17 protein-coding genes are annotated in these 21,450 nt (G+C 53.3%); 13 read left to right on the plus strand and 4 right to left on the minus strand.

Annotation, left to right across the window (positions count from 1 at the left end):
• Nucleotides 1-164: 164 nt before the first annotated feature.
• A complete protein-coding gene (locus GmarT_RS10510; RefSeq protein WP_081459594.1) occupies nt 165-845 on the minus strand; it encodes a glutaredoxin family protein in 681 nt (226 codons plus the stop codon).
• A 368-nt stretch (nt 846-1,213) separates the two neighbouring features.
• On the opposite strand from GmarT_RS10510, the gene GmarT_RS10515 reads away from it, so the two are divergent.
• Nucleotides 1,214-4,045, plus strand: coding sequence for a serine/threonine protein kinase (locus GmarT_RS10515; protein ID WP_002648644.1), 2,832 nt, complete (start codon nt 1,214-1,216; stop codon nt 4,043-4,045).
• Nucleotides 4,046-4,070: 25 nt separating this feature from the next.
• Here GmarT_RS10515 and GmarT_RS10520 read toward each other — a convergent pair whose 3' ends face one another.
• Nucleotides 4,071-5,165, minus strand: a complete 1,095-nt coding sequence (locus GmarT_RS10520; RefSeq protein WP_002648643.1) for a serine hydrolase domain-containing protein — start codon at nt 5,163-5,165, stop codon at nt 4,071-4,073.
• Nucleotides 5,166-5,606: 441 nt separating this feature from the next.
• Here GmarT_RS10520 and GmarT_RS10525 point away from each other — a divergent pair, with 441 nt between their 5' ends.
• A complete protein-coding gene (locus GmarT_RS10525) occupies nt 5,607-6,725 on the plus strand; it encodes a mandelate racemase/muconate lactonizing enzyme family protein (RefSeq protein ID WP_002648641.1) in 1,119 nt (372 codons plus the stop codon).
• 66 nt (nt 6,726-6,791) lie between these two features.
• Nucleotides 6,792-7,538 (plus strand): SDR family NAD(P)-dependent oxidoreductase, encoded by a 747-nt coding sequence (locus GmarT_RS10530; protein ID WP_002648640.1) that lies wholly within the window; start codon nt 6,792-6,794, stop codon nt 7,536-7,538.
• 7 nt (nt 7,539-7,545) lie between these two features.
• On the opposite strand, the gene GmarT_RS10535 is transcribed toward GmarT_RS10530, so the two are convergent.
• Complete coding sequence (locus tag GmarT_RS10535) at nt 7,546-8,709, minus strand: FG-GAP and VCBS repeat-containing protein (protein ID WP_002648639.1); 1,164 nt, start codon at nt 8,707-8,709, stop codon at nt 7,546-7,548.
• Between the two features lie 317 nt (nt 8,710-9,026).
• On the minus strand, nt 9,027-10,466 hold the full coding sequence (locus tag GmarT_RS10540; protein ID WP_002648638.1) for a DUF1501 domain-containing protein: 1,440 nt from the start codon (nt 10,464-10,466) through the stop codon (nt 9,027-9,029).
• A 296-nt stretch (nt 10,467-10,762) separates the two neighbouring features.
• Here GmarT_RS10540 and GmarT_RS10545 point away from each other — a divergent pair, with 296 nt between their 5' ends.
• From GmarT_RS10545 to GmarT_RS10590, 10 genes are all read left to right on the plus strand, one after another.
• Complete coding sequence (locus tag GmarT_RS10545; protein ID WP_002648637.1) at nt 10,763-12,262, plus strand: outer membrane protein assembly factor BamB family protein; 1,500 nt, start codon at nt 10,763-10,765, stop codon at nt 12,260-12,262.
• 266 nt (nt 12,263-12,528) lie between these two features.
• On the plus strand, nt 12,529-13,563 hold the full coding sequence (locus GmarT_RS10550; RefSeq protein ID WP_002648636.1) for a LacI family DNA-binding transcriptional regulator: 1,035 nt from the start codon (nt 12,529-12,531) through the stop codon (nt 13,561-13,563).
• 38 nt (nt 13,564-13,601) lie between these two features.
• The gene (locus tag GmarT_RS10555; RefSeq protein WP_044239785.1) at nt 13,602-14,654 is read left to right on the plus strand and encodes a nucleoside hydrolase; all 1,053 of its coding nucleotides are present in this window, start codon (nt 13,602-13,604) and stop codon (nt 14,652-14,654) included.
• A 14-nt stretch (nt 14,655-14,668) separates the two neighbouring features.
• Nucleotides 14,669-15,622 carry a ribokinase gene (gene rbsK / locus GmarT_RS10560; RefSeq protein ID WP_002648634.1) on the plus strand — a complete coding sequence of 318 codons (954 nt, stop codon included), beginning with the start codon at nt 14,669-14,671 and terminating at the stop codon, nt 15,620-15,622.
• Nucleotides 15,615-16,592 (plus strand): sugar ABC transporter substrate-binding protein, encoded by a 978-nt coding sequence (locus GmarT_RS10565; RefSeq protein WP_002648633.1) that lies wholly within the window; start codon nt 15,615-15,617, stop codon nt 16,590-16,592. The genes rbsK and GmarT_RS10565 overlap by 8 nt, the downstream gene beginning before the upstream one ends.
• Nucleotides 16,589-18,145, plus strand: coding sequence for a sugar ABC transporter ATP-binding protein (locus tag GmarT_RS10570; protein WP_002648632.1), 1,557 nt, complete (start codon nt 16,589-16,591; stop codon nt 18,143-18,145). The genes GmarT_RS10565 and GmarT_RS10570 overlap by 4 nt, the downstream gene beginning before the upstream one ends.
• Nucleotides 18,142-19,149, plus strand: coding sequence for an ABC transporter permease (locus tag GmarT_RS10575; protein WP_002648631.1), 1,008 nt, complete (start codon nt 18,142-18,144; stop codon nt 19,147-19,149). The genes GmarT_RS10570 and GmarT_RS10575 overlap by 4 nt, the downstream gene beginning before the upstream one ends.
• Before the next feature lie 32 nt (nt 19,150-19,181).
• Nucleotides 19,182-19,340 (plus strand): hypothetical protein, encoded by a 159-nt coding sequence (locus tag GmarT_RS10580; RefSeq protein WP_002648630.1) that lies wholly within the window; start codon nt 19,182-19,184, stop codon nt 19,338-19,340.
• Nucleotides 19,341-19,730: 390 nt separating this feature from the next.
• Nucleotides 19,731-20,321, plus strand: coding sequence for an REP-associated tyrosine transposase (locus GmarT_RS10585; protein ID WP_002648629.1), 591 nt, complete (start codon nt 19,731-19,733; stop codon nt 20,319-20,321).
• Nucleotides 20,322-20,581: 260 nt separating this feature from the next.
• Nucleotides 20,582-21,436: a VOC family protein gene (locus GmarT_RS10590; RefSeq protein WP_002648628.1), complete on the plus strand. Its 855-nt coding sequence runs from the start codon at nt 20,582-20,584 to the stop codon at nt 21,434-21,436.
• The last annotated feature ends 14 nt before the right edge of the window (nt 21,437-21,450 follow it).

Genomic DNA, 21,450 nt, shown 5'->3' on the forward strand with positions numbered 1-21,450 from the left:
AAGCTTACGTGAGATTAAAATTCTGACACGGGAAGTTGAATTCGCGTCGGGAATCGTGCCTGCTGGGTGTAATTTATCTCATTTATGGTTGAATCACAACAACCGATAAACCGTTTTTTACAGGCAATGCACCGTTTTTCCCATAGGATCCGCTCAAAATGCGGTCAGGCGCATTTGCACTGACCACCACAGTCCGTCGATGCGCTGGTCGATTCGCTGTTGGAATCGACGCTGGATTTCTGACGTTTACAGCCGCAACTCTGCTTGTTACAGCCACACCCGGATGAGGCGGCAGGGGCTACGGTTACGGGCGAAGCCACAATTAACCGTCTCAGCAGTACTTCATTGATCCGGCCGCGAAAGCGGATTTTTCCATCAATTGACACGACTGGCACGCAGGTTCCGAACTTGGCGATCAGACTTGGATCACTATAGATGTCTATAAATTCGATCTCAGGCAGATAGACGCCGTAGTCTTCCAGAATTTCTGCCGCTTCTTCACAGAGCGGGCAGTTTTCTTTCGTATAAACGATGAGTGTACTGAAACGCTGGCCTGGTTCTTCGGGCATCCAGTCTTCTTTTTGAGGAAGCTGGCGATTTCGTTCACTGTTTTTCATTTCTGTACTGGAAACCTGTTTCAGGACAGCGATGCCGCCACAGGTCATGCAGAAAGCCAGTAAATTCCAGATCGAAGGGCTCTGGTACCAGGAACGCGGCATATTGAATGGCAGCCATTCGGTGCCTGTCAGAGAGAGGGCCATTATTCCTAAGCCTAGGAATAACATTGAGTTACCTAAGAATGGTAGTCCCTGTGGAAGCTCTTCTTTATGTGTCATTGTGCTCATATCAAGATCCTGCTCGCCTCTGTTACTTGTTTCACAAGTAAGTACCCGGTCCCTGGTCACTATTTTATTAATCGAATATTGACCGCGAATATTATAGTCAATTGCCGGGCTTTTTGAATCTCTTACCGGTTTTATCAAAAGATCTACACAACAGAGAGCCTTTGGCGCCCGAATCTGAGATAGTGTTCAAAAAATTGCAGGACAGGAAGAGAGTCAGTGAACCGTGGGGAGAGGAACGACCTTTCCGGGGATTCGGTAGAATCCTTAAACCAATACTGGTCAGTCGTTAAAACGGATGCTAGAGTGTTACTATTACCTTACGGAATATAGAGATTCATCGCAGGACAAGTTGAGCGAATTGGTAAAAAATGGCAGGCAAACTAACGGCCGAGGCTTTTTTAAACCTGGTAAAACAAAGTGGTTTGGTCTCGGTCGATCAGCTGAAGAAGCTGCTCTCCGAATATCAGGAAAAAGGGGTGAAGCTGGGAGAACCTGCTGAGGTCGCCGAGGAACTGATCGGGCGGTCTCTGCTGACACGCTGGCAGGCCAACAAACTGCTGCAAGGCAAACACAAAGGTTTTTTCCTGGGTAAATACCGGTTGCTGGATCTGGTCGGCAAAGGTGGCATGAGTTCTGTTTACCTGGCGGAACATGTGCTGATGCGACGTCGCTGTGCCATCAAGGTACTCCCCTCGAAACGGGTGAATGACGCCTCCTATCTCGCCCGCTTTCATCGAGAAGCACAGGCAGTTGCTTCTCTGGATCACATTAACATCGTCCGCGCTTATGATGTCGACCATGAAAAAGAGAATGATGCGGAAATTCATTTTCTGGTCATGGAGTATGTAGACGGTCAGGATTTACAGGAAATCGTTACCAAAACCGGTCCACTGGATATTCGCGATGCCGTCAACTATATCCGCCAGGGAGCGAAAGGCCTGGCTCATGCCCACGAAGCGGATATGGTGCACCGGGACGTCAAACCGGGCAACCTGCTGGTGGATTCCAAAGGCGTTGTCAAAATTCTTGACCTGGGACTGGCGCGGTTCTTTCATGAAGGCGAAGACAAATCGCTGACGATCGCACACGATGAGAAAGTTCTGGGGACGGCTGATTATCTGGCACCCGAACAGGCCATCGACAGCCACCAGGTTGATTCCCGCGCAGACATCTACAGCCTGGGTTGTACCATGTACTTCCTGTTAACGGGGCATCCCCCCTTCACCGAAGGCTCACTTGCACAGCGGTTGATGGCGCATCAGAACAAAAATCCGCCTCCCGTTACGGACGACCGTCCCGATACTCCACCGGAAGTCGTTCAAATCCTGGAAAAGATGATGGCGAAAGACCGGGAAAACCGGTACCAGACAATGGATGAGACGGCTGAAGCTTTATATGAATGGCTGCAGAACAACACCGATGAGGAGTGGCGCAGCCACAATGTCAGTAGTGGGCTGGGCTCAGGTGTCGAGTTGGCGCAAAGTGGCTCAGGTGTGCAGCAGCAGAAACAGAATCCCGAACTGGCGGCGTTTCTCTCGAATCTGAAAGAGGAATCCGGGATCCAGAAAAGTACCAGCTCTCCTGATGTGAATGAAAAGAAAAGCAGTCCCCGCCTGGATCCCGTTGCGAAACCCTCTTCCGATGTACATGATTCTTCTGTTGTAAAGCAGGATAAAATCAGTACCGCTTCCACGCGGATCGGCAGTACTTCCGATACGCTCAAGAAAGCAGAATCAGAGGCGCCTGCACCTGCAGCCAAACCGGTCGCCAAACCAGTTACTAAACCTGGGGCGAAGCCAGTTGCCAAACCTGTTGCGAAGCCTGTGGCCAAACCTGTTTCAGGACGTCCTGTGAAAAAGCCGGTACCCGTAGCGGAAGCGCTCCCCGGCGATTCGGCAGTGATGGAGGCGGAGCCGGATGAAATCGAAGCAGAAGTTGTCGAAGATGCATCTCCTGCCGGGAGTTCGATTACCGGTCAGAAATGGTTTCTGCCAGCCATCGCCGGCGGTGGGATCGGTTTATTACTGATTCTGCTTGTTGTGATGTTTGTTTTGCCGGGAGAAGAACCTGAAAAGCCGGCGCCTGTCAAACCGGCGCCCGTGGTTGAGAAACCGGTTGAAGTAGAATCACTGCCTGAAGAAATCAAAGTTGGTCCGAAGGAAACTTATAAAACGATTGCGGCTGCACTCAAGGATATCCAGATTGTTTATGGCAAAACATTTGGTGATGAAGGGAAGCATTACACGATAAAGGTCGCCGCTGACCAGGAGTTGAAAGAACGGATCGTCATTGATAATTCCAGTCTGAATTACCCCAAAGGAATTTCGATTGTCGCAGAAAGTGGTAAGCCGGTGATCCTGGCTCCTGATGGTCCCGAACCGGTCGTGCAGCTAACAGGCATCGAAGGGATTACGATTGATGGTTTTCTGGTCAGAGCCCAGGGGAAAAAAGTAGCGATTCAACTGTCCGGCTATCTGGTGGGGACACAGTTGAAGAACCTGAAGATTAATGATTTTCAAAAAACGGGTATCTTTGCCACCAGTGTGTCCGGTCTCTCAAGCGAACCATTTCTGCTGGAAAATCTCAGCCTCAAAGCGGGGAATCCCCAGGCGGTCGGTCTGGATTTTACCGGGGATACGAACAGTGACATCAGAATGACGAACATCCGTTGTCTGACTGCCATGCAAGTGGGCCTGCAGTTTTCATCAGCGGTCAGGGAAACACAGGTCAAGGAATCGATCTTCTCGGAGACTGTCACCGGGATTCGATTTGATTGCCGGGGATATGAGATCAGTCATTTGAAACTGACGAACAATACTTTTTTCATCGTCAACTCAGGAATTGTTTTTACTACCAGTCCGACTCCCAACAGTGAAGCGATTCAGATTTCGCGGAATCTGTTTGCGACCATCGAAGGTCCACCGGCAAAGGTAGAGCAGGATAATGATGCGAAATTCTGGGCGAAAGCGTTGACTGCGCTGGAAAACGATTCTTCCCGTACCGCTCCCAGTCCGCTGCCCGCTGATGAACTCGATTTGTTCAAGAACAAAGGCAAACAGGGAGATGCGAATCTGAATAACTTTGTGTCTACCACTCCGGGAGATGAAAAGTTCCTCGTGCCGGCTTCCGATAATCCTGCCAGTAAAGCAGCTGGTGCACCTGGTGGCATGAAGCCTTACATTGGTGCGGTGGCTCCCTGATTAATGTGATCAGGGCAGACAGCGATTACACCAGCTGCAGGTCTTCGTAGATCGCTTCGTTGATTGCTCTGGCGCGGCGTTGATGTCGGGGTTCGCCGGGCCGGCCATTGGCAACGACGGCGACGACCAGTTCCCGTTCCGGGTCGGCAAAGGCGATTGAAGACTGTGAACCGCCGTGCCCGAATGAAGTTTCGGAGGCGTACTTGCCAAATCCGTAAGGGACCGAATCTGCGCCATACCGATTGGAATTCACAATGAACCCCAGGCCGTAATCAACCTTGTGTTGCAGTGTGAGATCGAACTCCCCTTCCCGATGACGATCGATCATGGTGTCGACGGTCTGTGGTTCAAACAGCGGTGTGCCCTGGTTGAGCAGGCATTCGTAAAACAGGCCGAGTTCACGAATTGGCCCCCGTGCATTTCCGCCCGGTGAAGGTGTGAGGCAGTGGGCTGCATCATGCAGATCAGTCAGCTGCATTTCCCCTTTGTCGCGTTGATAGACATACGCGATCTGCTCCTGGTTCTGCTCATAAACGTCGACGGGCATACCCAGCCAGCTGTTCGACATGCTCAGCGGTTCCAGAATCAGTTCGCGCATCAGATGAGGATACAACTGACCTGTCATGCGCTGCAGGATTTCACCGAGGATGAACCAGCTGGAACTGACATGGTAACCGGCGGTTTTTCCGATCTGCCAGTTTTCTTCCAGCGGTGCCTCGCAGATGCGGCGAATTGATTCAGCCCAGTTGACATCAGGCCAGCCTGTATCGACCGGACGAAAGCCGGCGGTATGGTTGAGCAGGTGCAGGATCGTAATCGGTTCTTTTCCGTGGGTTCCAAACTCGGGAACGAACCGGGAAACGCGATCATCTATCTTCAGATCCCCCTGCTCCCATAAGCGGGCAATCGCCATGGCAGTCAGTGGTTTACCGGCGGAGAGCCAGAGGTTGAGCGTGTCGGCCGTCATGGGAACTCCGGGGCGGGCTTCCCCGATGCCGCCATCAGCAATAATTTCACCTCGCTGAGAAATGTAGAGCTGCACTCCTGTATGGAGTTCATTTTCAATGCCTTCCAGAATTAACTGGCAGGTGGCAGGCAGACGTTCGGTGAGAGCGGACACAACAGACTCGCTGATTTCAGTTAAATGGAAAAGAGGCTTTGATCGTACCTTGCTTTTAGCGGAATGAAGCCGGTAATTCAACTGAGCTTCTCAATCAATTCTTCCCACGAGTGTGTGGGCCCGAATGTACATTCGGGCCGAGCGGAGCGAGCAGGAGGTTGCTGTGTGAACTTTCGAATTAAGTTCGCATTTCCGATGATTTATCGCAGATAGAGTGAATCACGTTTTCTCAACATACAATGTGTGAACTGCGAGCTCCTGTTGCCTGTGGCAATACCGGATTACATCCGATACCACCCGGTGCAGAGTATTTTCAGTTCTCCGCGCGGCTGTTGATTCCTGATTATAACCGGTTCTGGTATCATGGAGTTGACTATACATAACCAGCGCCGGTTGATGTTTGAGTTCCCGCTCATTCTGAAGTGAAGCAAGAGGCACACCATGAAAATTACAGCAATTATAACTTACCGGGTTCGGATCCCGCTCAAACCCGAACGGCGGATGATTTCAGCGTTGGGGAAACACGATGTCTCCCACTATCTGGTCCTACGAATCGAAACCGATACCGGTATCGAAGGCGCGGGTGAAGCAACCGTCCTCTGTCGCTGGAGTGGAGAAACCGCCTGGGGCGCACAGGCGATTGTCGATCGTGTCTTTACACCATTACTGATTGGCCAGGATCCCTGTGACATTGCAAACATCAACCAGATCCTTGATCGTACTTCGCAGGGGAACTGGTTTGCCAAGTCAGCCATCGAGATGGCCTGCTGGGATATCAAAGGTAAAGAAGCAGCATTGCCCGTGTATGAGCTGCTGGGAGGCGCGGTCCGCAGCCGTTCCATTAAATGCCGTTTTTCGATGGGCGCGTATTCACTGGAGCGAGCCGAACGTCGCACGCAGGAACTGGTGGCAGCAGGCTTCACAACGATTAAGGTCAAGGTGGGGACCAATCCGGATGAAGATGTAGCCCGCGTGAAAATGGTGCGCGAGACAATGGGCCCGGATCTGGAACTGACGATTGACGCCAATGCGGGCTGGGATGCCGCGACCGCAATCGCTGCCATGAAACGCATGAATGATTGCAACGTAGCGTTGTTTGAACAGCCTACCCCCCGCGGTGATTTTGCCGCACTCGCAGAAGTCAGACAGGCGATTGCCCCGGAAATTATGGCTGATGATATCTGTTTTGACCTGGCCGACGCTAAAGAATGCATTCGCAATAATGCTTGCGATGTGATCAACGTCTATCCGGGAAAAAACGGGGGCATCAGCAAGACGGCAGCGATTGTCAGCTATGCTGCCGAGCATGGCATTCCCTGCAGTATCGGTTCGAACCTGGAACTGGATATCGCTTCGGCAGCGATGTGTCATGCGGTTGTCGGTTGTCCGAATATGAACATCGAGCAATATCCGGGAGATATTCTGGGCCCTGAATATCATGAGATTTGCATCGTCAAAAATCCGTTGAAGATTGAAGGTCCCGTGATTACGATTCCCGATTCCCCCGGACTGGGAATCGAAGTCGACTGGGGTCTTGTGGAAGCACATGCTGCCGACTGATTTTGATTGAAACTCATTCCGTTACCGTTCCTAACCACTCAAATTCTTAAATGGAAAACTCTTCAGATGAACGAAAACAATGTCGCTCTGGTCACAGGATCAGCAACGGGAGTCGGTCGCGCCTGTGCACTGCGCCTGGCAGAGGAAGGTTTTGATATTGTCGTGAATTATTCACGCAGCCAGGCTGAAGCAGAGGAAACGAAAGCCCTGCTCGAGGAAGAAGGTGCCAGCGTGCTGCTCATCCAGTGTGATGTGAGTGATGACGCTGCTGTGAAAAGCATGATTGCAGAAATTGAATCAGAATGGGGGCGGCTGGATGTGCTGGTGAATAATGCGGGGACGACCGAATTCATTGAACACAAAGATCTGGATGCGCTCAGTGAAGCAACCTGGGACCGTATCATCAGTGTGAATCTGAAAGGACCGTTCTTTTGTATTCGTGCCGCGACGCACCTGCTGCGGGAGAGTGAGTTTGGCGCCGTTGTGAATGTCAGTTCGACGGCGGGCATTACCGGACAGGGTTCCAGTGTTGCTTACTGCGCGAGCAAAGGGGGACTGAATACGATGACGAAATCACTGGCGCGGGCGCTGGCGCCGGAAATTCGCGTGAATTCGGTCTGCCCCGGTCCGATTGACAGTCGCTGGCTCAAACAGGTGATGACTGACGAAGAACTGTCAGAGCGAACGGCCGACTTCCCGATCCCCCGCCCTGCCCAGCCTGATGATATCGCTGATACCGTATTATACCTGGCTTTAGGGACCACACTGTCAACCGGTCAGTTACTGGTCGTCGATGGTGGGCGAACGATGTAAGGCAGATTTACTCTGGTTGGTTCCAGTAAATTTTTAAGTTGTGTGAATCGCGACCGGCGGCGACAATGTCGATCCGCCCGTCGCCGTTCAGATCGCCCAGTCGCAGGTCTTCGCAGGCCATGCCGTTCTCATCGACCCAGGCTGACTTCCAGACTTTACCTGCGTCGTCGGTCGTCCAGTAGACTTTGACACCCACCTGATTATCTTTGTTGGGAGTCCGCCAGCCCGCGACAATTTCCTCCCGTGCGTCGCCGAACAGATCCGCAGTCGCGATGGCGTGACCGGCTTTGATATTATCGTCCAGAATCTGACGTTTACTGATTCCCTTGTTCGAGTCATCTGACTGGTACAGCACCAGCTTGTCGCCGTGCAGTGGTTCGATGGTGGTGATGAACCGGCTGGTCGGTTTGAGTCGACCCATGCGAATTTCACCACTCCCTTCAATCAGCGGGAACTTTGTTTTCTGCCACTGGCCGTCAGCATAAGAAAGCAGCATGGCTCCTTCGCGGCCTGCGTAGAGAATTTCTTCCGCGGGGGTCTCTGGATTCCACTGTGCCGGATCGAGATTATGGGTGACATGCAGCGTGTCTTCGATGACGGTCTGCTTCCACTGGTCATGTGGGTTCGCTGGTTTTTCGTAGGCGATCAGTTTGACGCCGGCCCCTTCTCCTTTTTTGTTTCCTTTTCCATGCAGCGGGGAAACGATGAGTGCAAAATTATTGTCAGCCAGTTTGACCCACCGCATGCGATGAATGACGGGCTGGTGAGGGAGCGGGATCGCTTTCCAGAGCTGTGTCCGATCAGCGGGGGGAACGAGATAGAAGACGGCTCCGGAGTTCAGGGTGTCTCCGGGATTCCATTGGGCGCCGACGGCGACTTCGACTTTTCCGTCGCCGTCAATATCACGGGCAGCGATACAGACATTATCGCGTTCCGTCAGGTTTTCTGCGATCACATGTCGCTTCCAGGTCGGGTTCTGGTACCAGGCAATTTCTTTCTTGTCGGCTAACAGAATATCCGGTTTTCCATCGCCGTCAACATCGCTAATCGCGGTGCCGTAACCGATTTCCACCGTACTGTCGATGGTTTGCGGTTTGAAATTCGGTGTCGCGTCATCGGCAAAGCAGACAGAAGTCGAACAGAGACAGACGGCAATCATGAGACGCATCATGGGAGAACCTTCTCGGCAGAAACGAGTACAGTTAGGATTGAAAGCACTATTATGATTGAAGCCGATCGGCAGCCGGAATGCAAGGAGATTACCGGTTTGTCGTCTGGTTCTGGAGCGAACTGTTACTCTGTCAGTTGCCTGCAGACATCAAGATATAAACAGTAAAAAAGGGTGGGACCGAATAAAATTCAGTCCGAGCGCGGCGTGCAGGAAACAGTCAGCGAAAGAAAACGAATGAAGTGAGAGTGCTCACATCATCAAAAGATCTACACTGTGTGCTGACTGGTCGTATTGTCATCACCCTGTTCTGAAGTGACTCAACCAAACAGCTGCCTGAGCGGTTCTCCGCCGTCAACGATGGGAATCGGTCGATCGAGCGCATCGGGAAGCATCAGGCCGGGGTCGATACCCAGGGCCCAGTAAATGGTCGCAGCCAGATCTTCGGGGCTGACGGGATGTTCGGCTGGCCGAGAAGCAAGACGGTCAGAACTGCCGTAGGTCGTCCCTCCCTGAATGCCAGCACCTGCGACGAGTGCCGGAAAGAGCTGGCTCCAGTGTCCGCGTCCCCAGTTGCTGTTGGGTTTGGGAGTGCGGCCCATTTCTCCCATGGCGATGACCAGTGTATCATCAAGCATGCCCCGCTGATCGAGGTCGGCCAGCAGCGCCGCGCAGCCCTGATCAAACGTCGGCAGCAGATTGTTTTTGACATCGTCGCTGTTGCGGTGTGAATCCCAACTGTAGCCATCGACGCAGTCGTAGTGCACGGTAACAAAGCGTACGCCGGCTTCCACCAGGCGGCGGGCCATCAGGCAGGACTGGCCAAAGAGATGGCGACCGTACTTGTCGCGGAGCGGATTGGGTTCGTCTTTAATGTTGAGGGCATTACGGGTGTTGTTGGAAGTTAACAGCGCCAGTGCCCGCTGGCGGAAACGGTCGAAGACCTGTGAATCAGCTTTGTCGAAATTGCGTTTCATGCCGTCAAAGTGTTCCAGCAGTGCGACGCGACGACGGATGGTCTTCAAGGGAACTTCGGGAGCCAGGCCTTCGATTTCAAAGCTGAGTTCTTCATCCGTGCAGTCGCGCCAGTAAGGGTTGTCAGTGGAATCGCGACTGTCGACGGTTGTGGAAAGCGGGTTGTAAGCGCGTCCCAGCCAGCCGGCATATTCACCGGGCCGGATGTAACGCCCCCCTGCCTGCAGTCGTCCCAGTCGATTGGGGACCACGGAGTAATTCGGTAAATCGCGTTCCAGACCGCCGGGAGAATGCTGTGTTAAATATTCCACGACCGACCCCATGGAAGGCCAGTCTTTGGGGGTGGCATCGAAACCGGCTCCGATCGGAATATGCCAGCGTTTGCCGGTTTGTACATAGTGGCCGCCGCCACTGTGGTCGTTGAATGTGTGTGTCATGCTGCGGATGACAGAATACTTGTCCGAAATCTCAGCCAGGTGAGGCAGATGTTCGCTGATCTGCAGACCGGGAGTGCGGCTGGCGATCGGCTGAAAGGGACCACGAATTTCACTGGGGGCTTCGGGTTTGAGGTCGAAGGTTTCCAGTTGGCTGGGGCCGCCAAACAGAAACAGGAAGATGACCGACTTGGCTTTCCCACCCTGAAACGGATTGACAATCTGCTGCTGTTCGGCCTGGAGCATCTGGGGAAGCGAAAGTCCCAGCAGCCCTGCCCCGCCGGTTGTCAGCAGTTCGCGGCGTGACATGTTTCCGGTAAATCGCTGGGGATGATTCAGAATCGAGAACATGGAACTTTCCTTTCACTCGTTTCAGGCAGGCGGGACCAGATCATTCTGGAATTACTACTGTGCACATCGGGTGGGATTGTCGGGGTGTTCAAGTGTGCGATTCTAACAATTGATCGGCGGCCTGTCTCTATAATATACAGGTTTTTTTATATGTTTTTAAAGCTTGTTAAAAATCCGCCAGATAAGGTGGTATTGCGACAAAGATTAAGTAGAGTGGAATCTTGCCCGTTCCTGGAACAGGGTATTTTCTTCAGCGCGGAATAACTGGCTTCTCGAAATTTCAGGAGATGAAACTGATGCTTTGGACGCGAAAACAAACTGTTTTACTTGCTGTTGTGACTGGTCTCTTCAGTCTCCTGGGGCGTGGTGATCTGGTGCAGGCAGAAGACTGGCCTCAGTTCCGAGGGCCTAACTGCTCGGGAGTGTCGACCGGCAAAAAGCCATTGCCGGCGGAGTTTGACGATCAGAAAAATGTGATCTGGTCACAAAATCTGGGGGATGGGATTGGCTGCCCGGTGGTAGCTGCGGGACGCGTCTTTACTTCGGGAATGGTCGGCAAGGATAAAATCGGACTGTATGCCTTTGACGCAGAGACCGGAAAGAAACTCTGGGAACGTGTCTGGAAAACCGGCGATCTGCTGGAGATTCATAAAACCAACAGCTTCGCTGCGACGACGCCTGCTGCAGATGCGGAGCGGGTTTACTTCTATTTCAGCACGCTGGGCATGCTGGCCGTCGATGCTGAAACCGGCGCGGATGTCTGGAAACAGGAACTGCCGATCCCCTACTTTGTATTTAAATGGGGCGCGGGGATGTCTCCCACTCTGTATAAAGACCTGGTTTTATTCTGTCAGGATGATGACCTGGCGCCTGCCTTTTATGCATTCAATAAAGAGACGGGAAAGATCGTCTGGAAGGATGATCGCAGCGACCAGGCGGTGAACTATTCTCATCCGGTCATCTGCGAGACTGACAACGGGGATGAAATTGTGGTTGCGGGAACCGGGAAGCTGATCGGCTATGATCCCCAGACCGGCAAACGATTGTGGACGGCCCAGACACTGCTGCGAAATATCAAGACGACTCCGGTCAGTCGAGATGGAATCATTTATGTGTCGCTGCAGAGTGGCGGGATTGCCAATCAGTGGCTGGCATCCATCGACCGCTGGGAGACCGGCAACAGCGACGGAAAAGTCACCAAAGAGGAAATCCAGGCGTTTGTCGGCAAGACCAAAGTGCCCGAAGCCTTCTACAAAAAGACATTTGATCGCGGCGACTTGAATAAAGATGGTGCCCTCGAAGGCAAAGAGCTGGATATTGCCTTCCTGCCCCCGGGCAATGAAGCGGGGGCCAAGTTTGGCGAAGAACCAGCACAGGAATTTATTCTCGCTGTCAAAGGGGGCGGTCGCGGCGATGTGACCAAGTCGCATCTGCTCTGGAAACATCCCACCAAACACACCGATCATATTGTATCCCCCCTCGTGACTGAAGATCGGATGTTCCTCGTCAAAGGGGGGGGGATCTCGACCTGCTTTGATGTGGAAAAAGGGAAAAAAGTCTGGGGCCCGAAACGGATTCAGAACGAATGCGAATACTTCGCTTCCCCCATTTATGGTGATGGAAAAATTTATGTCGCCGGCGAGAACGGTAAAATCGTCGTACTGGAAGATGGCCCCGAGCAGAAGATTATCGCCAAGAACGATATGGGCGATTCGATTCTGGGAACTCCCGCGATTGCCGATGGCCGAATCTTTGTTCGTACGCGTGGCAAGCTGATTTGCGTGGGTGAGAAATAAAGTTGATTCACTTGGCTTGACTGCTTTTGAATACGCAGAGCGGGACTGAAATTGATTTGGTCCCGCTCTTTTTTTATAGATCGATGGCGATGCGTTCGACTCTCTTTTCGTCTTCTGGCTTGATCTTCACTCGGGATCTGATAATATGCACAATCGATTGTGCAAAAGGGTTCTGGATTACATTGCATTTAATTATGGCGTCTTTCAATGTATTATACCCGGTCCAAATGGCCCGGGAGACGATACGGTAAAACTGGACACAGTCTATGAGTAAGTCGACCAGCAAATCGATTACGTTGAAAGAAGTCGCCGAGGCTGCCGGGGTGAGTGTGTCGACGGCGTCGCGGGCGTTGTCGGGGAAAGCGGAAGCTTATCGGATCAGCAGTGCAACCGAGCAGTCCGTGCGCGATGCCGCGAAAAAACTGCAGTTCTCCCCTTCCCTGCTGGCCCGTTCGTTGAGGTCACAACAGACAAAGCTGCTGGGGGTCGTGCTACCCAATGTGGCGAACCCGTTTTTTGCAGCGATCGCGCGGGAAATCACACTGGCCGCCGAAGCAGACGGGTATTCGGTCCTGTTGACGGACAGCCAGGAAAACAGCGAGACGGAAGCCCGGCTGGTCGAACAGTTGCAGGCCCGGCAGATTGAGGGTCTGGTGGTCTGTCCGGTGGGAATGGAAGAAGCCCATCTCTGCCAGCTTGCTCGACAGAAGCTGCCGCTGGTGCTGATCGACCGGGGATTCAACAACAGGGAACTGGTGACAGTGACGTCAGACCATCAGTCAGGTGCCCGGGCTGCGATGAATGAACTCCTGGAAGCCGGTCATCGGACGATTGGTATTTTACAGGGAATGCCCGAGACACTGCCCAACCGGGAGCGTCTGTCCGGGGTCAAGGAGTCGCTGGAGTCTTGCGGCCTGGACTTTGATTCTTCGCTGATTGCCGGGCATCATTTTGACGAAGCATCGGGATATCAAGCGGCTTTGCATCTGCTGTCGACACGACCGGAAATCACGGCGCTGTTTGCTTTCAGTAACCAGAATGCATTGGGCGCATTAAGGGCGGCGTCGGAACGCGGACGCGCTATTCCCGACGATCTGTCATTAATCGCCTTTGATGATTTTCCTTTCGCCGCTTACCTGGCTGCGCCGTTGACGTCGGTCAGTCAGGATGTCAATCAGTTGGGCCAGGTGGCCGCCCGGTTACTTCTGGAACAGATTCGCAGCAGTGTGCCACCACAACAGAAACAGTATCGTATTCCTGTCCAGCTCATTCGGCGTTCTTCAATCACAAAGATCGGATGAAGCAGGACCATTTTCAGCCAGGAAAAGGATTGAATCCAATGAAACAAACGACTCAGATGCTCATATTTTCCGTCTTAATCTTCTGTGCGTCGATCGCATGGAGGGGAGAGTCACTTCTGCAGGCAGAAGAACCCCGGAGACCGGTACCTGTTATCTTTGATACGGATATCGGGAACGATGTCGATGATGTGCTGGCATTAGGAATGATCCATGCGCTGGAAGCCCGCGGTGATTGCAAACTGCTGGCGGTGACGATTACCAAAGACAATCCGCTGGCCGCTTCGTTCACGGATGTCGTGAATACGTTTTATGGGAAAGGTGATATTCCGATCGGGATCTGTAAAAGTGGCGTCACACCGCAACCGGGCAAGTTTAATATACTGGCGGAAAAGAAGGACAACGGCCAACTTCGCTATCCACATGATCTCAAAGATCCGCAGCAGATACCCGATGCCGTGACGGTGCTGCGAACCGCATTGGCGGGTGCGGAAGATCATTCGGTGGTCATCGCACAGGTGGGCTTTTCGACCAACCTGGCGAACCTGCTGAAATCGCCGTCGGACAAAATCAGTCCCCTGGCTGGTGAGGGACTGGTCAAACAGAAAGTGAAACTTCTGTCAATAATGGCGGGCGCGTTTGAAAAAATTCCCCGCAAGGGAAAACTGGTTGATCACCGTGAGTATAACATTATCAAAGACATCCCCGCGGCTCAGAAGCTGGCGCGGGAATGGCCGACGCCTGTTATCTGGAGTGGATTTGAAATCGGGCTGAACGTTGCTTATCCACATGAGAGCATAGAAGAAGATTTTAATTACACGTCTCATCATCCCCTGGCGGAAGCCTACATACTGTATAATCCCCCGCCACACGATCGTCCGACGTGGGATCTGACCAGTGTCCTGTATGCAGTCTTCCCGCATCGGGGATATTTTGATTTGTCAGAAACCGGAACCGTGACTGTTCAAGAGGATGGACTGACGACGTTCAAACCGGGAGACGGTCAGCAGCGTTATCTGAAACTGACTGATGCGCAGCGCATTCGCGTGGTCGAAGCGCTGGTGCAACTTTCCAGTCAGCCTCCTCAGAAGTAGAACGGGAGTTTCTGATGAGTGACAAAAGACGCGCGAAGATCGCCGTCCTGGGGTCGATCAACATGGATCTGATGATCCGTTCGGCGAAGCTGCCTCTGCCGGGTGAGACAGTGATTGCAGAGACGAAAGCTGAAAACCCGGGAGGCAAAGGCGCCAATCAGGCGGTGGCCGCGGCCCGGATGGGGGCGGAAGTGACGATGATCGGCTGCGTCGGAGATGACAGCTTTGCCGAGGAGCTGTTACAGAATCTGAAAGCAGAAGGCATCAATACCAGGTACGTCACACGCAAAACAGACACCACCAGCGGTGTCGCGGTGGTGATGGTGGAAATGAGTGGCGAGAACGCGATTCTGGTTGTCCCCGGAGCGAACGGTCTCGTCGGTCTGGCAGAACTGGAACAGGCCCGGCAGGTGATTTGTGAGAGCGACGTTTTGCTGATGCAACTGGAAGTCCCCGTCGAAACCGTGATTGCTGCAGCTAAGATCGCTCGAGAAGCGGGAGTGCCAGTGATTCTGGACCCGGCCCCTGCACCGGCGGGTTTTCCTGCCGAACTGCTGAAGGTGGATCTGATCTGCCCGAATCAGAGTGAGGCAGCAGCACTCACTGGTAAACCACTGACTTCACTTGAAGATGTCGTGGCAGCGATTCCCGCTCTGGTTGAACAGGGGCCGCGTCAGATTCTGGTCACGATGGCCGATCAGGGGGCGGTCCTGTTTGACGGAGAGGCGGTCGAGATCATTCCCCCATTTCAAATTCAGGCCATCGATTCCACGGCCGCCGGTGATGCCTTTGCTGCAGGGCTGGCTGTGAAACTGGCCGAACAGGCAACATTGCGGGAAGCCGCCCACTTTGCTTCTGCAGCAGGCGCGATTGCCGCCTCGGGAGCAGGAGCCCAGACGGCGATGCCAGACCGCGAACAGATTGAAACATTGATCACAAAACAAGTACAGGAGCGCTTCCATGAATGAACTACGAAAAGATCTGATAACCGGTCTGTTACTGTGTGGACTGTTCGCGGGTTGTACGTCGCAGACAGACCCGTCAGAGCAGTCGGGCGAAAAGCATTCAGATGATAAAAAGCCGAAGATTGCGTTGATCATGAAATCGCTGGCGAATGATTTCTTCTCCTCGATGGCGAAGGGAGCCGAATCGCATCAGCAGGCACACAGCGACGATTATGATCTGGTTGTGAACGGGATCAAGGATGAACGCGATTTGAGTCGTCAGGTGGCGCTGGTCGAAGAGATGGTCTCGAGTGGCGTGGATGCGATTGTGATTGCCCCCGCAGATTCGAAAGCACTGGTGCCGGCACTCCGACGGGCGCGGGAAGCGGGTGTGGTGGTTATCAATATCGATAATAAACTGGATGTAGAGATATTGCAGACGGAACAGATTTCGATTCCTTTTGTCGGTCCCGATAATCAAGCGGGAGCAAAAAAAGTCGGTGATTATCTGGCAACGAAGCTGAAAGCAGGAGATGAAGTGATAGTGCTCGAAGGGATTCGAACCTCATTCAACGGTACCCAGCGGCGGCTCGGTTTTGAAGCAGCGATGAAAGCAGCCGACATCAAAATTGCCGACAGCCAGTCGGCGCAGTGGGAGATGAGTATGGCGAACACGCTGGCGTCTTCGATGCTCAGCGAACATCCGAATGTCAAAGCGATCCTGGCTGCGAATGACAGTATGGCGCTGGGCGCACTGGCGGCAGTCAGAAACAGCGGCAAAGCGGGTGAGGTGGCGATTGTCGGCTTCGATAACATCCCGGCGGTACAGCAGGCGATTAAGGAAGGCCAGATACTGGCGACCGCAGATCAGCATGGTGGCGAACTGGCGGTGTTCGGGATTGAGCATGCGTTGCGTCTGATTGCCGATCCAGAGGCCAAAGTGGAAGATCGCGAAACCCCCGTGGATCTGATCACGGCCGAGGATCTGAAATGACGGGCGGCACAGAGTCGCTGTTGTTTGAAGCACGCGGCGTCTGCAAGGACTATGTCGTGCGGGTGCTCGATGAAGCGCGGCTGGAACTGCGCCCGGGCGAGATCCATGCGCTGCTGGGCGCCAACGGAGCCGGGAAAAGTACGCTGTGTAAAATTATAGCGGGTCTGACGCCGGCGACAGCGGGCAGTATGATGTTAAATGGTGTCCCCTACTATCCCGTCGATAAACGCTTTGCGGAATCGCGGGGCGTGCAGATTATACAGCAGGAACTGAATCTGATCCCGACGCTCTCTGTCGCCGAGAATCTGCTGCTGGGACGATACCCGCAGCGCTGGGGCGTGATCAATCGCAGGCGATTGCATGAGCAGGCACGCGCGGCGCTGGATCGTTTTGGTCTGCAGGAGATCGATACAGATCAGAGTGCCGGCAGCCTGGGAGTGGGGCAGCAGCAGATGCTGGAGATTGCAGCAGCGCTGGATCGGAAGTGTGAGCTGTTGATTCTGGACGAACCGACGGCGGCGTTGAGTGCGGGAGAAACGGAGCGGCTGTTTGCGCGACTGGATGTATTGCGTGCGCGGGGCGTGGGCATTATTTATATCAGCCATCGCCTGGATGAAATCGCGCGGATTGCGGATCGACTGACTGTATTGCGAGATGGGAAATATGTGAGCACGCATGCGGTCAGTGAGTTTGAGCCGATCGAGCGGGTGGTGGATCTGATGACCGGTGAAACGCAGGCGGTGCAACATGCGCTGCAGGAACATACGAATCATTCCACGGAAAAAACGATGTTACGAGTGGAAGGTATGACAGGCGGGCCTGTTCGGGATGTGCGCTTTTCCGTTCAGGCCGGCGAGCGTTATGGAATCGCAGGTCTGGTGGGAGCGGGACGGACCGAATTATTGCGGCTGATTTTCGGAGCCGACCGCGGGGAACAGGGCGAACTCTTTTTACGGGAAGAAACAAAGTCGTGGCGGTTTACTCATCCGCAGGAAGCAGTGCAGGCAGGACTGGCGATGGTGACCGAAGACCGCAAGCAGAACGGGTTGCTGCTGTCGCAGTCGATTCGCGTCAATACGACGCTGGCGAGCCTGGATCTGCTGACGGGGACAGCGGGGTTGATAGACCATCGGCGCGAAGTGGCGCTGGTGGAAGCCGAACGCCGGCGACTGCAGATTCACGCGCGGGACATTGAACAGAGTGTGGGCACTTTGAGTGGCGGCAATCAGCAGAAGGTGGCGGTCGCGAAGTGGTTGCTGCAGGATGCGGATGTGTTTCTGTTTGACGAGCCGACACGCGGTATTGATGTGGCGGCACGCAGGAATATTCATCAGCTGTTTGATCAACTGGCGGCAAATGGTAAGGCGCTGGTGATTGTCAGCAGTGATCTGGAAGAACTGTTCGAGACCTGCGACCGGATCGGCGTGATGTCCGCCGGCCGACTGGTGGCAGAATATACGCGGGAAAACTGGTCGTATGACGCGATCATGCAGGACTGCTTTTCCGGATACTCACAACAAGCGAAAGAGACTGTTTCAGGATTAAATCAATGAGCGACTCCCCTGCCCCTGTATCCGATAATGATTCTCTCCCTTCACGTTCGCTGGTGAGTGGCGTGACGTACTCCGTGTTTCAATATGCGGGCCTGCTGGGTGTGCTGGCGTTCCTGGTGCTGATCTTCAGCCTGATGAGCGATCATTTTCTGTCGCAGCAGACGCTGGTTACGGTGGCGAATAACATCCCCGATCTACTGGTGATTTCGGTGGGGATGACACTGGTTTTGATCATCGGCGGGATAGATCTCTCGGTCGGTTCGTTGCTCGCGCTGTCCTCGGCCCTGCTGGGAGTCTGCATGGTCGACTGGGGCAGTCCGCTCTGGTCGGCGGTACCTGTCTGCCTGGGCGTGGGAGCCGTGTGTGGCATGTTGAATGGGGTGATCAGTGTGAAGGCGGGCATTCCGTCGTTCATCGTGACGCTGGGAATGCTTGAGATGGCGCGGGGAAGCGCGTATCTGATCACGGATTCACAGACAAAATACATAGGCTCATCGATTGAATGGATCGGCGTGCCTTTGAAAGGCTTTGTCTTCTCCCCCGCGTTTCTGCTGGCGCTGGTGATTGTGGCGGCGGGACACTACCTGCTGACGCGGACAGTCTTCGGACGCTATTGTGTGGCGATCGGAACGAATGCGGAAGCAGTGCGGATGTCGGGCATACGGACGGCTCCCTACTCTGTGGCGGTGTTTACGATCAGCGGCCTGCTTTGTGGCCTGGCGGGGGTGATGCAGACTTCGCGACTCTCCAGTGCCGACCCGAATGCGGCGGTAGGACTGGAACTGTCAGCGATCGCTGCCTGCGTGATTGGCGGGACGAGCCTGATGGGAGGCCGGGGTTCGGTGATCAATACCTTCTTCGGCGTACTGATCATCGCGGTGCTGCAGACGGGGCTGGCACAGATCGGGGCAACCGACCCAATCAAACGCGTGATCACCGGCGCGGTGATTATCGTCGCAGTCCTGCTGGACGTGGCACGCCAGCGGTGGAAGCAGCGTGGGTGAGATTTGTTTTTTGCTACCACGAAAAACACGAAATGACACGAACAGTTTGTGTTGTTGGGACGCTGGTTCTTCTCACTGTTGGGCGAGCCAACATTGCCACCCAGTCGATCAAACGCGTGATCACGGGTGCGGTGATTATTGTCGCAGTGTTGCTGGACGCAGCCCGGCAGCGGTGGAAACGGCGTGGTTGAGATTTTTTTTGCTACCATGAAAAAGACGAAATGACACGAACAGGTATGACAGCGTTTGCTGTCTAATTACATGGTGGTTACAATTCATGTGTGCACTTTTGGGTGGCGCTGTTAGCTTGTGTAAAGACCGGGCACATAGGTAACACACGTTCGGACACATGGGTAACACTCATGTAAACTGTTATATGACTTCATTTAAGGGGGAGCATGACATGGTCTTGAAGGAGTGTAATCGGGTGTCTGAACGTAAAAAATTTGTGTTACTGACTTCGGTCGGGTGGCACTGTTGGCTTGCCAACAGTGATGGAGTTGAGGTCGATGCTGGTCACCACAAAAACACTGGAGAAGTGATTTTCAGAGGCAATTTGTGAAATCAGGTGACAATGATTTATGACCAGAAACCGAAAACGGATCAGGCACTTTCACGAATTGGGTGATTGTCATGAACTGACGTTTTCGTGCTATCAGAACAGGTCTCTGTTAATTTGCGATCTCTGGAAGCAGATGTTGTGTCAGTCAATTGAGCGTGCCTTAAGGCGTTATCAGTTTGGCTTGATCGCTTTTGTGATTATGCCCAATCATGTGCATCTACTGGTTTATCCCCAACAACAGGAATGTAAGATTGATCGTTTCCTATTTGCTGTCAAACGTCCGTTTTCATATCGTATCAAGCAGCTCCTGCAGGAAACGCAAGATCGATTACTGGATGATCTGACAATACGGGATCGACCTGGAAATACTGTATTTCGATTCTGGCAGGAAGGGCCCGGATATGATCGGAATCTTTCGTCATTGAAAGCAGTTGAAGCATCAATAGGCTATATTCATATGAATCCAGTCAGGAAGAAACTGGTCGATCAGAGTCGGGACTGGAAATGGTCGAGCGCTCGCTGGTATGAAAGCGAAGGAGAGTTGATTGATTCAGATTTGCCTGAGCTGAGCGGCCTACCCTGGGATTATTTCGAGACTTATCAGGACTGAGTCTTTACTGGTTAGGAAGCTGTATCACAGCACTGTTGGGCGAGCCAACAGTGCCACCCGACGTTGGTATGAAAGCGAAGGAGAGTTGGTTGATTCAGATTTGCCTGAGCTGAGCGGCCTACCCTGGGATTATTTCGAGACTTATCAGGACTGAGTCTTTACTGGTTAGGAAGCTGTATCACAGCACTGTTGGGCGAGCCAACAGTGCCACCCAACAATTGATTTTGTTACTGAAAAAATAGAAGACTGTGTCATCAATAATGGATCAGAAACTCAATCTGCTGGTGCTGCGTTGTCGGGATATTGAAGTCAGCCGGGTGTTTTACGAGCACTTTGGAATTGTGTTTGAGCGGGAGCAGCATGGTTCCGGGCCTGTGCATTACGCGGCTGTGTTTGAGGGGATGGTTTTCGAACTCTATCCGCTGAAAGAGGGAGAGCCAGCGGACCGGTCACGGCTGGGGTTTGCGGTCAACCTGGAGACGGATCTGCGAGAGAGCCTGGAAGAGGCCGGAATTGCGATCATCTCACAGTATGAAATCGAACAGGAGCCGGTGTTTGTGGTGGAAGATCCAGACGGGCGGAAGATTGAGGTGCGGCAGAGTGAGCCGTTAGGAAGCGGCTGGTATGAAGGTGACTGGACGCGGTTTCGTTCTGTTCTGCTGATTCTGGCGGCGATTGCAGGCAGCCTGTCTTTTCTGAATTATCAGTCAGGGGCGATGAATGGTGGTCCCGTGCTTGATGTTTACTTTTTCTATTTCGCGTTGCTGGTCTCGTTTTTGTTCTGGCCGGTCATGGTCGTGGCTGTCGTCGGGTTCCAGACAATCAATCCCTATTCCGATCCTGTCTGGACCAGACCCACGCATTCCTGTAATCCATTTCGACTGAAGAATCCCCTCTGCATTGCTCACTTCCTGATGTGTTTTGTGATGGCCCAGGGAGCGGGCGCGCTGGTGACAGCGATTCTGGGGGGCTGGCTGCAGTTGCTGATGGGGATCGGAATGATCATCGGCGGGCTGGAAGGTTTATGGGCTTTGGAATTGGTAATGAAACGATTTCCTGAAAAAATGGCACTGCAGGATGATGTTGATGTGGCTGGCAATGCTCCTCCGGAATAACGACAGGGAGATTT

It is taken from the genome of Gimesia maris, assembly GCF_008298035.1.
In the GTDB taxonomy this organism is placed as follows: domain Bacteria; phylum Planctomycetota; class Planctomycetia; order Planctomycetales; family Planctomycetaceae; genus Gimesia; species Gimesia maris.

Bases quoted from the DNA above. Each gene is read 5' to 3' on its own strand.
- GmarT_RS10510 (WP_081459594.1), bottom strand. From the start codon at position 845: ATGAGCACAATGACACATAAAGAAGAGCTTCCACAGGGACTACCATTC.
- GmarT_RS10515 (WP_002648644.1), top strand. From the start codon at position 1,214: ATGGCAGGCAAACTAACGGCCGAGGCTTTTTTAAACCTGGTAAAACAA.
- GmarT_RS10525 (WP_002648641.1), top strand. From the start codon at position 5,607: ATGAAAATTACAGCAATTATAACTTACCGGGTTCGGATCCCGCTCAAA.
- GmarT_RS10530 (WP_002648640.1), top strand. From the start codon at position 6,792: ATGAACGAAAACAATGTCGCTCTGGTCACAGGATCAGCAACGGGAGTC.
- GmarT_RS10535 (WP_002648639.1), bottom strand. From the start codon at position 8,709: ATGATGCGTCTCATGATTGCCGTCTGTCTCTGTTCGACTTCTGTCTGC.
- GmarT_RS10540 (WP_002648638.1), bottom strand. From the start codon at position 10,466: ATGTTCTCGATTCTGAATCATCCCCAGCGATTTACCGGAAACATGTCA.
- GmarT_RS10545 (WP_002648637.1), top strand. From the start codon at position 10,763: ATGCTTTGGACGCGAAAACAAACTGTTTTACTTGCTGTTGTGACTGGT.
- GmarT_RS10550 (WP_002648636.1), top strand. From the start codon at position 12,529: ATGAGTAAGTCGACCAGCAAATCGATTACGTTGAAAGAAGTCGCCGAG.
- GmarT_RS10555 (WP_044239785.1), top strand. From the start codon at position 13,602: ATGAAACAAACGACTCAGATGCTCATATTTTCCGTCTTAATCTTCTGT.
- rbsK (WP_002648634.1), top strand. From the start codon at position 14,669: ATGAGTGACAAAAGACGCGCGAAGATCGCCGTCCTGGGGTCGATCAAC.
- GmarT_RS10565 (WP_002648633.1), top strand. From the start codon at position 15,615: ATGAATGAACTACGAAAAGATCTGATAACCGGTCTGTTACTGTGTGGA.
- GmarT_RS10570 (WP_002648632.1), top strand. From the start codon at position 16,589: ATGACGGGCGGCACAGAGTCGCTGTTGTTTGAAGCACGCGGCGTCTGC.
- GmarT_RS10575 (WP_002648631.1), top strand. From the start codon at position 18,142: ATGAGCGACTCCCCTGCCCCTGTATCCGATAATGATTCTCTCCCTTCA.
- GmarT_RS10580 (WP_002648630.1), top strand. From the start codon at position 19,182: ATGACACGAACAGTTTGTGTTGTTGGGACGCTGGTTCTTCTCACTGTT.
- GmarT_RS10585 (WP_002648629.1), top strand. From the start codon at position 19,731: ATGACCAGAAACCGAAAACGGATCAGGCACTTTCACGAATTGGGTGAT.
- GmarT_RS10590 (WP_002648628.1), top strand. From the start codon at position 20,582: ATGGATCAGAAACTCAATCTGCTGGTGCTGCGTTGTCGGGATATTGAA.